This window comes from Lysobacter sp. M15 (assembly GCF_022662515.1).
Taxonomy (GTDB): domain Bacteria; phylum Pseudomonadota; class Gammaproteobacteria; order Xanthomonadales; family Xanthomonadaceae; genus JAKPBU01.
The window spans coordinates 220,181-233,509 of sequence record NZ_JAKPBV010000002.1; the positions used below are offsets into that span (position 1 = coordinate 220,181).

Below are 13,329 nucleotides of genomic sequence, written 5' to 3' on the forward strand. Positions count from 1 at the left end.
CTGTCAGCGAATCCCCAATCCCGAATCCCGGCCTTTTCAGACCGCCATCAGCTCGGTTTCCTTCGCCTTCACGACTTCGTCCACATCCTTGATGGCCGCGTCGGTCAGCTTCTGGATATCGTCTTCGCTGCGGCGCTCCTCGTCCTCGGTGATCGCCTTGTCCTTGAGCAGTTCCTTGACCTGGTGATTGGCGTCGCGGCGGATGTTGCGGATCGCGACCTTGGCGTCCTCGCCTTCGCCGTGCACCACCTTGGACAGTTCCTTGCGGCGCTCCTCGGTGAGCGCAGGCAGGTTCAGGCGGATGGTCGTGCCCGCAGTGTTGGGAGTCAGGCCCAGGTCGGAAGCCAGGATCGCCTTTTCCACCGCGCCGACGATCTGCTTTTCCCACGGCGTGATGGTCAGCGAGCGGGCATCGGTCACGGCGACGCTGGCCACCTGCGACAGCGGCACGTCGGAGCCGTAGTAGTTGACCCGGATGTGTTCGACCAGGGCGGTGGATGCGCGCCCGGTGCGGACCTTCACCAGGGTGTGCCGGAGCGCCTCGATGCTCTTGTGCATGCGCGCCTGCGCGTCCTTCTTGATGTCGTTCACGCTCATCGCCCGCTCCGGTCGTTGGTCAGCCGCGGGATTATAGGGGAAGGGCCGCAACGGGCTGGCGTGCGCGACCGCATGCGGGCAAAGACGAAGGCATTGATGTTGCGGATAGTCCAGGAACAGCCCGCGGGCGGCGTTTCAGGCGCGCTGCGGCGCGTTCGGGTCGGTCGCAGGCGTGCTCGATCGCGGCGCGGCTTCAATGCGCATGCGGCGCGCGGTCGTGCAGGTCGTGGGCGCAGGCGGCTCCGTATTCGATCTGCAGGGTCGGGTGGTTGATGCCGAACCGCTCGTCCAGTTCATGGTTGAGCCTGTCGATGAAGTGGTCGTGGTCCGCGCCCTGCGCGCGTACCAGGTGCGCGGTCATCGCGATCTCGCCGGCGCCGAGCGACCAGATGTGCAGATGGTGCACAGCCTGCACGCCGGGCTGGGCGACCAGGAAGTCATGGACCTGGGCACGGTCGAGCCCACGCGGAACCGCGTCCATGGCCGCGTCGAAGGCGTCGCGCAGCAGGCCGAAGGCGCCCAGGGCCACTACCGCGCCGATCAGCAGCCCGGTCACCGGGTCCAGCCACTTCCAGCCGAACGTGAGCATGCCGATGCCGGCAAGGACCGCGACCAGCGAGACCGCGGCATCGGCCACCAGATGCAGGAATGCGCCGCGGCGATTGAGGTCCTGGGCATGCCCCCCGCGCACCAGCCAGGCGGCGCCCAGGTTGACGCCGATGCCCAGCGCCGCGACCACGATCACCGGCAGTGCCGGGATCTCGGGCGGTGCATTGAACCTGCGGATCGCCTCCCAGGCCAGGGCCCCGGAAAAGGCGACCAGCAGGACGGCGTTGGCCAGCGGTGAGAGCAGGGTGGCGCGGCGCCAGCCATAGGTGTGCCGGTCGGTGGGCGGGCGCCTGGCGATGGCCGCTGCCGCCCAGGCCAGGGCAAGACCCATGACGTCGCCCAGGTTGTGCAGCGCGTCGGACAGCAGCGCCAGCGAATCGGTCGCGATCCCGTACCCGGCCTCGAGCGCGGTGTACGCCAGGTTGATCAGCGTCACCCACGCGAACGTGCGGGTGGCGGAGCCGTGATCATGGTCGTGCATGCGGAGCAGGGTGCCATCCGCGCGAGCGCGGACACAATTTCATCGAGGCGGCATCATCGACGAAGGAGGTGCGCGCGCGCGGCTTCAGTTCCTGCCGCGCACCAGGGTGCCGATGTCCTCGCCGCGCAGGATGCGCAGCAACACGCCCGGCTCGCTCATGTCGAAGATCCGCAACGGCAGGTCGCTGTCGCGGGCCAGCGCGAACGCCGCGGTGTCCATGACCTGCAGGTCGCGGGCGAGCACGTCGTCGTAGGTCAGCGTGCTGTAACGGATCGCGTCGGGATGCTTCTTGGGATCCTTGTCGTATACCCCGTCCACCTTGGTCGCCTTCAGCAGCAGGTCGGCCCCGATCTCGATCGCGCGCAGGGCGGCACCGGAATCGGTGGTGAAGAATGGGTTGCCCGTGCCCGCGGCAAAGATCGCGATGCGGCCTTTTTCCAGGTGCCGGATCGCGCGACGGCGGATGTAGTCCTCGCACACGTCGTTGATCTTGATCGCGCTCATCACCCGGCACTTGGCGCCGAGCTTCTCCAGCGCGTCCTGCATCGCCAGCGCGTTGATGACGGTGGCGAGCATGCCCATCTGGTCGCCGGTCACCCGGTCCATGCCGCCGGCGGCCAGCCCGGCCCCGCGGAAAATATTGCCGCCGCCGATCACCAGCGCGACCTCGGCTCCCGCCTCGCGCGCCTCGATGACTTCGTGGGCCAGCCGGTGCAGCACCTTCGGGTCGATGCCGTAGTCCTCCTCGCCCATCAGGGCTTCGCCCGACAGTTTCAACAGGATGCGGCGATAGGCGAGTGGGGGCATGGAAACTCCGGACGGCGTATTCAGCGTCTCATTGTAGTGGAGCTGAACGCCTTGAGAGCCGACGGTACACACTGCCGTCGCATCTGGTCAGTCAGGCAGATCATCTCCATCTGCGTTGTCGGTTCAAACAACCGATTTGCACCGGTCGGGTCGCTGCGGCATCGCCTGGGCGGTCCCGGGCACATGAAGTGCCCTGGCGGTGGCTGCAGGAATGGCCTGTCCGCCGTCACGCCCGTTGCGAAAGTCAAAGCGTACTATCGAGTCGATGCCGTCCTGAGCGTTCGGCACAGGGATCCCGTGGGAACTCAAGAAGACCGGATTGCCCTTGCCGTGGCGCAACGGGCCGGGGAAGGGGCGGACGCGGCCCGGACCGCCGGCGCGATCGTCGCCCTCTGGGAACAGGTCGAGTCGGCCCTGACGCCGATCATCGGGCAACGAGGTGTGGCCGCGCTCTACAGACGCAGCCTGTACCTCGCCGCCGCGGCTCATCCCTGGCTCGAACCGCAGCAAGGCCCGCAGGCGACGATGGACCTCGCGGCCCTGAAGTCGGCGATGACCCGGCAGGACAGCACCGATGCCGCTGCCGGCGGAGTCGCCGTGCTGCAGGCTTTCCAGACCCTGCTGATCAGTTTGATCGGCTCCTCGCTCACCTTGCGGCTGCTCGACGCCGTGTGGACACCTCCTTCCCCCTCCAGCGGCTCACCCACGCAGGACCCATCGCAATGACCTCTGTCACCATCAACCGCCTGGCCACCGGCGTGCCGGGCCTGGACGACGTGCTGGGCGGCGGCCTGCCGGAATTCTCGTTCAACCTGATCGCCGGGCCGCCCGGTAGCGGCAAGACCACGCTGGCGCACCAGATGATGTTCGCGCTGGCGACGCCGCAGCGCCCAGCGCTGTATTTCACCGTGCTCGGCGAGCCACCGCTGAAGATGCTGCGCTACCAGCAGCAGTTCGCGTTCTTCGACAGCGCGCAGATCAACCAATCGGTCCGCTTCATCAACCTCTCGGATGAAACCAGCGCAGGCGATCTGGACCGGGTGCTGCGCCGCATCGTCGAAGCGATGGAGACGCACGCCCCGGCGCTGGTGTTCGTGGACTCGTTCCGTTCGGTGGTACTCGCCAGCGACGCAGCCGGCAACGCGCACAACCAGTTGCAGCAGTTCGTGCAGCATCTCGGCATGCTGATGACCAGCTGGCAGGCCACGACCTTCCTGATTGGCGAGTACTTCACCGAGACAGGTCCCAACCCGATCTTCACCATCGCCGACGGCCTGATCTGGCTGCGCCAGAGCGTGGAGCGCAACTCCATGGTGCGCAAGATGGAGATCATGAAGATGCGCGGGCAGCCGACACTGCCGGGCCTGCACACCTTCCGCATCGGTGCGGCCGGCATCCAGGTATTTCCCCCGGCGCGGGTGTCGAGTCCCCTCCGCGAACCCAAGCCGGCCCAATCCGTTGCGCGTCTCCACATGGGCGTGCCGCGCCTGGACGACATGCTGGGCGGCGGCCTGCCGCGCGGATATTCGCTGCTTGTGGCGGGGCCCTCGGGTTCGGGCAAGAGCATCCTCGCCGCCGCGTTCCTGGCCGAGGGCGTGCGCAGCGGCGAAGCGGGCGTCATCGCCGTGTTCGAGCAGCGCCCGGACCATCTGCGCAACCGCCGGCTTGCCGAGCTGATCGCCGCCGATCAGGTCGGGCTGGTGGACACGCGCGCGCCGGATCTGTCGATCGACGAGATCGTGCTGCTGATCCTGGACGAAGTACGGCGGCGCAAGGCCACCCGTGTGGTCGTCGATTCGCTCTCCGGTTTCGAGCTCGCCCTGGCGCCGACGTTCCGCCACGATTTCCGCGAGAACCTCTCGCGCATGGCCGCCGCGCTCGCCGCCGCCGGGGTCACCGTGCTGATGACCTCCGAACTCGAGGACCGCTACACCGACCTGCGCTTCAGCCCTTACGGCACTGCGTTCCTGACCGACGCCATCATCGTGCAGCGTTACATCGAGGTGGAGAGCCGGTTACGGCGGGTGATGGCAGTGGTCAAGGTGCGGGCGAGCGGGCATTCGGACGAGTTGCGCGAATACGCCATCGACGAGGGCGGCATCCGGATCGGCGAGACGCTGCCCGATCAGGAGGGACTGCTCGGTGGCAGGCCGACAAGCAGGCACGCGCCCGGTCCGAAACCCGCGACCAGCGACGATGACGGCTAGGCGCGCGTCATGAAGACCACCCCCGGCAAGGACGAGTCCGCGGCCGCGACAGCCGCGGGGCAACTGGCGCGACTGCGGGCGCAGGCCGGGCAGGCGCGTGCCGCGCTCGCGCGGCTGCGGCAACGGGTGTTCGAGGCGGAGCGCCGCCCCGATGGCGGCCGTGAAGCGCAGCTGGTCGAGGCCAGCGAGCAGCTGCTGTGCTCGGCGCTGTCGGCCCGAAACGACGCCGACGCGTGCGCGCTTACGCTGCAGGAAATGTCGCGATCGCTGCGGCTCGATGCCCTGACCGAACTGCCGAACCGACTGCTGCTGCTCGACCGGTTCGCGCAGGCGATCGCGCATGCGCATCGCCATGGCACCCGCCTGGCGCTGTTGTTTCTGGACATCGACAACTTCAAGCAGGTCAACGACACCTTCGGACACGCGTTCGGCGACGAGGTGCTGAAGCTGGCCGCCCGGCGCCTGGCGGAGTCCGTGCGCGACGTGGACACCGTCTCCCGCCACGGCGGCGACGAATTCCTGATCCTGCTCACCGAGATATCGCAGGTTGGCGATGCCGTCGACGTGGCAGGGAAGCTGACGGCGGCACTGGGCGTTCCCGGATGCGTCGATGGGCACGAGTTTCGCCTCCACGCGAGTATCGGCATCAGCATCTACCCCGATCACGGGGAGGATGCCGATACGCTCATGGCGCGCGCGGACTCCGCCATGTACAGCGCGAAGCGGCGCGGACTGGGCAATTGTCTTTTCGGCGAGGACTGTGCCGGCGAGCAGACAGATCCGGTGGAGCCAGCGGATGCGCGGCCTCTTACGCAGTACGAGCGGACGCTGCTCGAGCACGATCGCCAGCATGGCCAATTGCGCGAAGCAAACGCTGAACTGGTGCTCGCCGCGCTGACCGCCCAGGACCTGCAGGCCGCCGCGGAACGTGCGCAGCAGCAGCAGAAGGAGTTCCTGGCGGTGATGGCGCACGAGCTGCGCAACCCGCTGACGTCGATCCGCCTGGCGTCGACCATGCTCGCGCAATCCGACGCCAGCGATCCGGCCCGGATGCAGGCCATCATCGAGCGCGAAGTGACGCGCATGTCGCGCGTGGTTGGCGACCTGCTCGATGTTTCGCGCGCCAACACCGGCAAGCTGCGGCTTGAGCGGCGTGTCGCCGATCTGGCCGGAATCGTCGACGCGGCAGCCGTTGCCAGCGGGCCGGCGATGGAACTGCGCCGGCAGCGCTTCACGGTGCAGTTGCCAGCGCGCGCGGTGGCCCTGGATGTCGATCCGGTGCGGCTCGTCCAGGTGCTCGGCAACCTGCTCGACAACGCATCCAAATACACCCCGGAGGGCGGTGAGATCGATCTTGCCGTCGCGATCGTCGGCGACACGGTGGAGATGGCTGTGTCCGACAGCGGAATCGGCATCAGCGCCGAGGTCCTGCCGGAGGTGTTCGAGCCGTTCGTGCAGGACGGACACGCGATCGGTTTCAACGGTGTCGGCCTCGGCATCGGGCTGACCGTGGTGCGCGAACTGGTCGAAGCGCACGGCGGCAGCGTGGTCGCGACCAGCAGCGGCATCGGCCAGGGCAGCCGCTTCGTGGTCAGGCTGCCGCTGGGCGAATAGGCGGCCCGGTTCCAGAAACAAGAAAGCCGCGGAAGTCCGCGGCTTTCGTGCGCTGGGCCCGGTGGCGCTCAGGCCAGGCCGGCCTGCTTCATCACTTCGGCAGCGAAGTCGTCTTCCTTCTTCTCGATGCCTTCGCCCACGGCGAGGCGGACGAAATTCAGGACCTCCGCGCCGCCGGCGGCCTTGAGCGCGGCCTCGACGGTCTGGTTGGTGTCCAGCACGTAGGGCTGGCCGGTCAGCGTGACTTCGCTCACCGTCTTGCCGACCTTGCCGGCGATCATCTTCTCGAGGATCTCCTGCGGCTTGCCGGACTCCTTGACCTGGGCCAGGGCGATCTCCTTCTCGCGCGCGACGAACTCGGCCGGCACGTGCGCGGGCGAGATGTAGGGCGGGTTCATCGCGGCGATGTGCATGGCCAGGCCGCGGGCGAGCTCGGCGTTGCCGCCCTTGAGCTCGACCAGCACGCCGATGCGGCCGCCGTGGACGTAGGCGCCGATGGTGTGGGCCGATTCCAGGCGCTGCATGCGGCGCAGCTGCACGTTTTCGCCGAGCTTGGCGACCAGTGCCTGGCGACCTTCCTCGACAGTGGCGCCCTGCGAGGTGCTGGCGGCCTTGAGCGCCTCGACGTCGGCGGCGCCGTTGCCCAGCGCGGTCTTCGCCACTTCCTCGGTGAAGGCCAGGAAGTTGCTGTCCTTGGCCACGAAATCCGTCTCCGAGTTGATTTCGACCAGCACCGCCTTGCCGCTGTCCTGGGCCATCGCGATACGGCCCTCGGCGGCGACGCGGTCAGCCTTCTTGTCGGCCTTGGCCAGGCCGGTCTTGCGCAGCCAGTCGGCGGCGGCCTCGATGTCGCCGTTGTTCTCGGTGAGCGCCTTCTTGCACTCCATCATGCCGGCGCCGGTGCGCTCGCGCAGTTCCTTGACCATGGAAGCGGTGATGTCAGCCATTGCTTGGGACCTCAAAAAAGAAAGTAGGGCGGGATGAATCCGCCTTCGAAAAATCGGAACGCGCTGCCGTTCCCGAATGGGACGGCGGGCGGGTGGGCACCCGCCCTAGGCGAGGACCGGCCACCCAGCGTGGCGCGGCCAGGTTGCGCCGCGATTACTCGGTGGGCGCGTCGGCGGCCGGCTCGGCGTCGGCTTCGACCGCTGCGGGCTTGGCTTCCGGCAGGCCGTCGTCCTTGGCCGAAGCGCGCTTGGGCGGCGCGGCCTTCTTGGCAGGCGCCTTGCGGGCGGCCTTGCGGTCGACCGGATTGCCCTCGGCGTCGAGTTCGACGAACTCCTCCTCACGCACGGTCGCGGCCTGCGGCGCGGCGGCCTTGCCTTCCAGGACGGCGTCGGCGGCGGCGCGCGCGTACAGCTGCACGGCGCGAATGGCGTCGTCGTTGCCGGGGATGGCGTAGTCGACGAGCGCCGGGTCGTAGTTGGTGTCGACGACCGCAACCACCGGGATGCCGAGCTTCTTGGCTTCCTTGATCGCGATGTCCTCGTGGCCGATGTCGATCACGAACAGCGCGTCGGGCAGGCGGTTCATCTCCTTGATGCCGCCGAGCGAGGCCAGCAGCTTCTCACGCTCGCGGCGCAGGCCCAGCACCTCATGCTTCACCAGCTTCTGGAAGCTGCCGTCGGTCTCGCCGGCTTCCAGCTCCTTCAGGCGCGAGACCGAGGCCTTCACGGTACGGAAGTTGGTCAGGGTGCCGCCCAGCCAGCGCTGGGTCATGTACGGCATGCCGCAGCGCTCGGCTTCTTCCTTCACCGCCTCGCGCGCGCTGCGCTTGGTGCCGACGAACAGGATCATGCCGCGCTTCTGGGCGATGCCCGAGATGAAGTTCATCGCGTCGCCGAACAGCGGCACGGTCTTCTCGAGGTTGATGATGTGGATCTTGCCGCGGGCGCCGAAGATGTACGGCGCCATCTTGGGGTTCCAGTAGCGGGTCTGGTGGCCGAAATGGACGCCGGCTTCCAGCATCTGGCGCATGGTGATCTGGGGCATTGCTTGAAACTCCGAAAGGGAACCTGCCGCCAGGGTCGGTAAGGCGGTCCGCCGTGCACGGGGCAGGGCGATCGGTTCCGGGGTTGGGCCTCCCCGCCGCTCCGTGTCCAGATCCCACGTCGTTCGGACGCGGGACACCCCGGCACGGGTGTTTGCAGCGGGTGTGAATTCGACTGCCCCAGGTGGGACTGCGTCCGTCGTGGACGGCATGTGGGACCAATGCCCGACAAAGCTTTTGAAGTATAGCCCGATCAGTATTCCCCGGCAAACCTGCCTTTAATGCGCTTGGGAACGGCCTGGCCCGTACGTCGCCGGCTCGCTCTCAAGCGCCGGGGCCGTGCAAAAGGGTGGATCAGGCTTCAGTAGGTGATGGTCACAGTGATGGTATCGCTGTAGTTGCCGGCCGGCGCGTTCTGGGCTGCGGGTAGCCGGCCGTGGACCGTCAGGGTTTGGGCGACCCCGGTGCCCGTGCCGGGGACGGTGTCGGTGCCGATGGCGTTGCCCCAGCGGTTGGCGCGGGCGGAATCCCGGTAGAGCTCGTAGTTCACATGGTTCGCCGTGGCCCCTTGCCGCATGCGCCTGATATTGCCGCTGGCGTTCAGACCATCGTCCAGGCCCACGTTCCAGGCAGTGCGCCCGGTGCAGGTCATGCTGATCGACGAGGTCTGGTCGATGCTGCCAGTGATCGGACCGGCGACGCTGCCGAAATCCAGATCGGAGGTGGTGTAGGCACGACAGTCCGGCGGCACCGTGGCCGATGCGCTGAACGGAAACGCGGCGGAGACGGTGGCGCCGCCGATTCCACCGGAGACGCAGGAAGCCGGGTAGGTTGCATTGCCGAGCAGCGTCTCGTTGTATCGGTAGTCGATCGAGGTATGCGTTCCGGAGAACACGTTGGTGTAATTGCCCGCCACCAGGGTCTGGGTCGGGACCCGGCCGTAGATCGTGATCGTCATGACCTGGCTGCCGCCCAGGACCGGGACCGAATAATCGAAATCCGCGAGCCGCGGGTTGGGCACGGTCGAATTGCCGCGCGAGCCCCAGATCTGGCTCCGCGCCGCATCAGTGTAAAGCTGGAACTGGAGGGGATCCCCAGTGCCGTTGAGCATTCTGCGGGGATTGAAGTTGCCGCCGCCGCTGACGCCATCGTTGATGTTGAGACACATCCTGACCTTGGCGTTGGCGAGCAACGCCAGGCCGAACGTGGAACAGGTCACTTGGAACGTTGCCGAGACCTCGGTCGTTCCGGTCAACGACACGCTGCCGAAGGTCACGCTGGGCGCGGTGGCGCTGCAGTTGGTCGCCGCCTTGGCGGCAGGCGCGAAGATCGCGCATACGAAGAGCAGCAAAGACGGAAGCAGCGAGCTCAGGAGGTACTGGTTCATGGCGATAGCCCCGTCGTGCAGATCAGTGGCCCAACGCGAGGAACGGTGCCCTCGCTGGCGAGGTAATCGAAGCGGGCAGCGCAAGTTCCTGCCATCGTCTGGATGTGCAGCCGGTTCTCGCCTGGCTTGAGGGCGTCGAGATAGGTTTCGCCGTCGTAGCCGACCATCGCTTCGGAACCCGGCACGCCGTCGATTCGCACGCTGCTGCCCAGCGGCAGCGGCTGGCCAGACGCGTCGCGCAGTACGACCACCGCTGCGCGCACCGGGGTGATGGCGAAGCGCACGCGCGCACCCGCCCGGTCGCGCGGCGTTGCCATAATGTCCACGTCGGCGATGCGCATGTTGGCAGGCAGGTCCATGGAGTCGATCGAGAGCTTGTTGCGTTCCCAAGCGTTGAGCGGCGTGACCAGCAACATGCCATCGGCGTCGGTGTGGCCGATCAGGCGGTTCTCCAGCTTGACCGGCACGCCGGCGACGCCGTCGGTGGACACCACGGCGAAGGCATCGCTGATGTTGCGCGAGGCAAACCCATGCCCGCCCATCAGCACCAGCCCACCACTGGCACTGGCATAGCCGTAGCTGTCGCCGCCGTAACTGGCGATCCCGAGCCCATAGCGGCCGACGTTGTTGATCCAGCCAGCTTCGACGAGACCGCCACTGCCGTCGTCGCCATCACGTGCCTGTACTCGCCAGCCGTAACCACCATCGCCGGGAACCGGACGTGAGACGTCCACGATGCCATTGTCGCGATCGCCATTGCGCTGCAACGATGCACTGGCCTGGCGGCCAGCGTCCAGCGCGACGGATATCCCAAGGGAAACGCTGCGATCGCGATCGTCGTCCAGGTTCTGGTTGACCGAGAGATTGGCCGACCAGCTGCGCGCGAAACTCCGCGACCAGAACGCGCCGGCGAAGCGCGAGGTTCCGGTTTCCGGGTAGCTCAGTCGCACGTAGCTCAAGCTGAGGTTGCCAAGCGAGAATGTGGTGAAACCGGCGAGCGCACGCTCGCTTGCCTTCGGTGGCAGCGAGCCGTACAGCGAAGCGATATCGCGATAGTCGCCATGGGTACGCTGCCGATCGGCCGAGACATTGAAGCGACCGTTGTTCCATGTATACGCCAGACTTGTCTGGGAACCGCTGTCATGGTCGAGTGTGCTGCGCGCGTACGAAGCGCCCAATACGCCCGCGCGCCCCAGCAGCCATAGGCCGCCGGCGCCGGCATTGGCCAGCCCGCCACCGGCTTCGGAATGTGCTTCAACCGTAAAAGTGTCGCTGATTCCGTAACGCAGATCGCCACTGGCGACAGGATCGCTGGCGTAGGAAAACGAGCGCACACCGTAATCCTCGCGCACCACGCCAGCGGTCACCGACCAGTCCGACAATCCATTCGCCAGCAGCTGCTGCGTGGCATAGAAAGGAAAATCAAGCGTGCGCGTACGGCCGAACGCATCGGTGATGACGACCTGCGCGTTGCCGGCGCCGGTCACGCCCGGCACCGTGGCCAGTTGGAACGGGCCTGTGGGTACTTCGCCGCGGTATTGTTTGATGCCGTTGACATAAAGGTCGACGGCCGATGGCACGACCACCTCGCCGAGGAAGGCAGGCAACGGTGCAGTGATGCGGTAAGGCTGTAATGCGAAGTTGCGACCGACCTGTACGCCGCCCACGCGCACGGTACGAGCCCAGCTGAGGGCACCGCTGTAGGTGTCGCCAACGATGACGGTGACGGCAGATTCTGGAAACGAGAATTGCCAGCTGCTGTCCAGTCGCACGGTTTGGCCGTGCCAGCCTTCGTCGCGGGTGCGATAGGCACGTGTGACCGCCGTATTGCTGAGCAGGCCGTTGCCGAGGCCGAACAGGCGCAGTTCCGTCGTGGCCGTGAAGTTGCTTGCGCCATCTTGCTGGCTGGCATACAGGTCGTAATTGAGCAGCGCCCCGGGCGAGGTGTCGGTGGCTTGCGGCCCTTCTGTACGCTGGGTGTTCAACAACGTGGTGGGCAGTGACAACTGCGACAGCGGCGCATCGATGGCGATCCGCTGTTGTCCGACGTCGTAATGGACGATTACGCCGGGGAACTCATCCAGCGCATGCATCCGGCTGCCGTTTCCGGGTACGGCGAAACCAATCTGGCGCAGTGTGTCCGCATCGGAGAAGAAACGTTCCTTGCGCCGGATGAACCGCAACAGCTGTCCCTTGCGGGCTTGGTTCAGCATGACGTCCAAGTACAACTCTTCGTCGTCGGCCGCTTCTGCCGGCGGTGGGGCTTCCGCGGCGATGGCAGGAGACCCGGCCGTACCCGCGACCGTCATCAGCAGCAATGCTTCAGGGAGCGAGCGGATCCAGCGTAAACGATTGCTCGACCGGCTCACCATTTATCCTCGCCTTGAACGTGCCCGTGGTTGGCACGGTGATGATGGCCGGTAGTGGCCAGCGCCTGGTGTTCCCCGGAAGCACGTATCCGGAAAGACCCGCTGCGATGGAATGACGCTCGCCGCCGGCGGTCGTGTAGCCCAGGTCGGCGACCTGTGCATGCTGGCTCCCGGGATTGCTGATCTCCAGGAAGGTTGTGTTGCGGTCGTGCACGATTCGCGTCCGCAGTGCCGGCGTACTTTCGACGCCGCCGCGCGGCAGTACGAATACCGGCACCGAATAGCGCAGCACGAATTGCAGGCCCTGTTTGGCTTTACCGGTCTCCACGGGCAACTCATCGACTATCAGGCGATAGCTGATTTCGACACCTTCAGGCGGAGGCCTCAAACGGATGACCCGGACCAGCTGTTGCGCGCCCGGCGCCAGTTCCAGCATCGGCGGGCTGATTGCCAGGTCGCGGGTGGGCTCGAGCTTGTCCTCGTTGTCCTGCTGGGTCCAGCGGAACACGCGCACCTGCGCGTGCAGCGGCGCCGTTCCGGTATTGGTCAAGGTCAGGCCATCCGCGTTCTGGTTGGCCCGCAGGGTGACAGAGGTAGGCGACACCTGCAGGCTGGCAGCCTTGGCGCAAGGTGCCAGGGCGAGCGCCAGTGACAGTGCCAAAGCCGAAGCCGAAGCCCAGACACCCGCATGCGGCCTGCTTGTCATCCGGATTCCCAGATCGCTTCAGTAAATGATCGTAGCCGTCACCACGTCGTTGTAACTACCAGCCGGAAAGTTGGCGCTGGGCACCCGGCCGTAGACAGGTATGTTCTGTACCAGCCCGGTACCGATGCCACCGAAGGTGTCGGTATTGATCGTCGCACCCCATACGTCGCCGGCACCGCGCGTCGCGGCCCGGTACAACTGGTACGGAACCAGGTTGGTACCGCCGTCGCTCATCTTCCGGTCGGTGACCGAGGTGCCGTTCTCGCCGTTGTCCAGCGCGATGTTGTAGGGGGTGAGCAGGGTGCAGCGCACGTTCAGGGCGCCAGCGTTGTCGGTATTGACGGCAGTGGAAGCAACGCTGCCGAAGTCCACGTCGGTAGCCGCTGCCGCGTCGACGTCGCATGCTGTGACGATGGTGATCCTGACATTGAAAGTCGTGCTATCGGCGGCGAAAACCGAGGCTGTGCCCGCCGCCATTACGGCGGTGGCGAGTAGGGAGGACTTGAAGATATTCATCTTGTTGGATCTCCGGGTAGCGGATTTGCCCCGAGGATCAGGGGTC

The 13,329-nt window shown here is 66.5% G+C and carries 12 protein-coding genes; 3 read left to right on the forward strand and 9 right to left on the reverse strand.

Features of this window, described 5'->3' with window-relative positions; all coding sequences use genetic code 11:
• Positions 1-36: 36 nt before the first annotated feature.
• From frr to pyrH, 3 genes are all read right to left on the reverse strand, one after another.
• Positions 37-597 (reverse strand): ribosome recycling factor, encoded by a 561-nt coding sequence (gene frr, locus MC380_RS01800; protein WP_242104387.1) that lies wholly within the window; start codon positions 595-597, stop codon positions 37-39.
• Between the two features lie 193 nt (positions 598-790).
• The gene (locus tag MC380_RS01805) at positions 791-1,687 is read right to left on the reverse strand and encodes a cation diffusion facilitator family transporter (protein ID WP_242162692.1); all 897 of its coding nucleotides are present in this window, start codon (positions 1,685-1,687) and stop codon (positions 791-793) included.
• A gap of 84 nt (positions 1,688-1,771) precedes the next feature.
• On the reverse strand, positions 1,772-2,494 hold the full coding sequence (pyrH, locus tag MC380_RS01810) for a UMP kinase (RefSeq protein ID WP_242104385.1): 723 nt from the start codon (positions 2,492-2,494) through the stop codon (positions 1,772-1,774).
• Between the two features lie 36 nt (positions 2,495-2,530).
• Here pyrH and MC380_RS01815 point away from each other — a divergent pair, with 36 nt between their 5' ends.
• The 3 genes from MC380_RS01815 to MC380_RS01825 are packed head-to-tail and all read left to right on the forward strand — an operon-like array spanning position 2,531 to position 6,315.
• Complete coding sequence (locus MC380_RS01815; protein WP_242162694.1) at positions 2,531-3,220, forward strand: hypothetical protein; 690 nt, start codon at positions 2,531-2,533, stop codon at positions 3,218-3,220.
• Positions 3,217-4,701: an ATPase domain-containing protein gene (locus MC380_RS01820; protein WP_242104383.1), complete on the forward strand. Its 1,485-nt coding sequence runs from the start codon at positions 3,217-3,219 to the stop codon at positions 4,699-4,701. Before MC380_RS01815 ends, MC380_RS01820 begins: the two co-directional genes overlap by 4 nt.
• Before the next feature lie 9 nt (positions 4,702-4,710).
• Positions 4,711-6,315: a diguanylate cyclase gene (locus MC380_RS01825; protein ID WP_242162696.1), complete on the forward strand. Its 1,605-nt coding sequence runs from the start codon at positions 4,711-4,713 to the stop codon at positions 6,313-6,315.
• Positions 6,316-6,383: 68 nt separating this feature from the next.
• Here the strand turns inward: MC380_RS01825 and tsf are convergent, their stop codons facing one another.
• From tsf to MC380_RS01855, 6 genes are all read right to left on the reverse strand, one after another.
• Positions 6,384-7,262 (reverse strand): translation elongation factor Ts, encoded by an 879-nt coding sequence (tsf, locus tag MC380_RS01830; protein WP_242104381.1) that lies wholly within the window; start codon positions 7,260-7,262, stop codon positions 6,384-6,386.
• 154 nt (positions 7,263-7,416) lie between these two features.
• The gene (gene rpsB, locus MC380_RS01835; protein ID WP_242104380.1) at positions 7,417-8,307 is read right to left on the reverse strand and encodes a 30S ribosomal protein S2; all 891 of its coding nucleotides are present in this window, start codon (positions 8,305-8,307) and stop codon (positions 7,417-7,419) included.
• A gap of 359 nt (positions 8,308-8,666) precedes the next feature.
• On the reverse strand, positions 8,667-9,692 hold the full coding sequence (locus tag MC380_RS01840; protein ID WP_242162698.1) for a spore coat U domain-containing protein: 1,026 nt from the start codon (positions 9,690-9,692) through the stop codon (positions 8,667-8,669).
• Complete coding sequence (locus MC380_RS01845; RefSeq protein WP_242162700.1) at positions 9,689-12,001, reverse strand: fimbria/pilus outer membrane usher protein; 2,313 nt, start codon at positions 11,999-12,001, stop codon at positions 9,689-9,691. The genes MC380_RS01840 and MC380_RS01845 overlap by 4 nt, the downstream gene beginning before the upstream one ends.
• A gap of 13 nt (positions 12,002-12,014) precedes the next feature.
• Positions 12,015-12,767: a molecular chaperone gene (locus tag MC380_RS01850; protein WP_242162702.1), complete on the reverse strand. Its 753-nt coding sequence runs from the start codon at positions 12,765-12,767 to the stop codon at positions 12,015-12,017.
• A gap of 18 nt (positions 12,768-12,785) precedes the next feature.
• A complete protein-coding gene (locus MC380_RS01855) occupies positions 12,786-13,283 on the reverse strand; it encodes a spore coat U domain-containing protein (protein WP_242162704.1) in 498 nt (165 codons plus the stop codon).
• Between the last annotated feature and the right edge of the window lie 46 nt (positions 13,284-13,329).

Bases quoted from the DNA above. Each gene is read 5' to 3' on its own strand.
- frr (WP_242104387.1), bottom strand. From the start codon at position 597: ATGAGCGTGAACGACATCAAGAAGGACGCGCAGGCGCGCATGCACAAG.
- MC380_RS01805 (WP_242162692.1), bottom strand. From the start codon at position 1,687: ATGCACGACCATGATCACGGCTCCGCCACCCGCACGTTCGCGTGGGTG.
- pyrH (WP_242104385.1), bottom strand. From the start codon at position 2,494: ATGCCCCCACTCGCCTATCGCCGCATCCTGTTGAAACTGTCGGGCGAA.
- MC380_RS01820 (WP_242104383.1), top strand. From the start codon at position 3,217: ATGACCTCTGTCACCATCAACCGCCTGGCCACCGGCGTGCCGGGCCTG.
- MC380_RS01825 (WP_242162696.1), top strand. From the start codon at position 4,711: ATGAAGACCACCCCCGGCAAGGACGAGTCCGCGGCCGCGACAGCCGCG.
- tsf (WP_242104381.1), bottom strand. From the start codon at position 7,262: ATGGCTGACATCACCGCTTCCATGGTCAAGGAACTGCGCGAGCGCACC.
- rpsB (WP_242104380.1), bottom strand. From the start codon at position 8,307: ATGCCCCAGATCACCATGCGCCAGATGCTGGAAGCCGGCGTCCATTTC.
- MC380_RS01840 (WP_242162698.1), bottom strand. From the start codon at position 9,692: ATGAACCAGTACCTCCTGAGCTCGCTGCTTCCGTCTTTGCTGCTCTTC.
- MC380_RS01845 (WP_242162700.1), bottom strand. From the start codon at position 12,001: ATGACGGTCGCGGGTACGGCCGGGTCTCCTGCCATCGCCGCGGAAGCC.
- MC380_RS01850 (WP_242162702.1), bottom strand. From the start codon at position 12,767: ATGACAAGCAGGCCGCATGCGGGTGTCTGGGCTTCGGCTTCGGCTTTG.
- MC380_RS01855 (WP_242162704.1), bottom strand. From the start codon at position 13,283: ATGAATATCTTCAAGTCCTCCCTACTCGCCACCGCCGTAATGGCGGCG.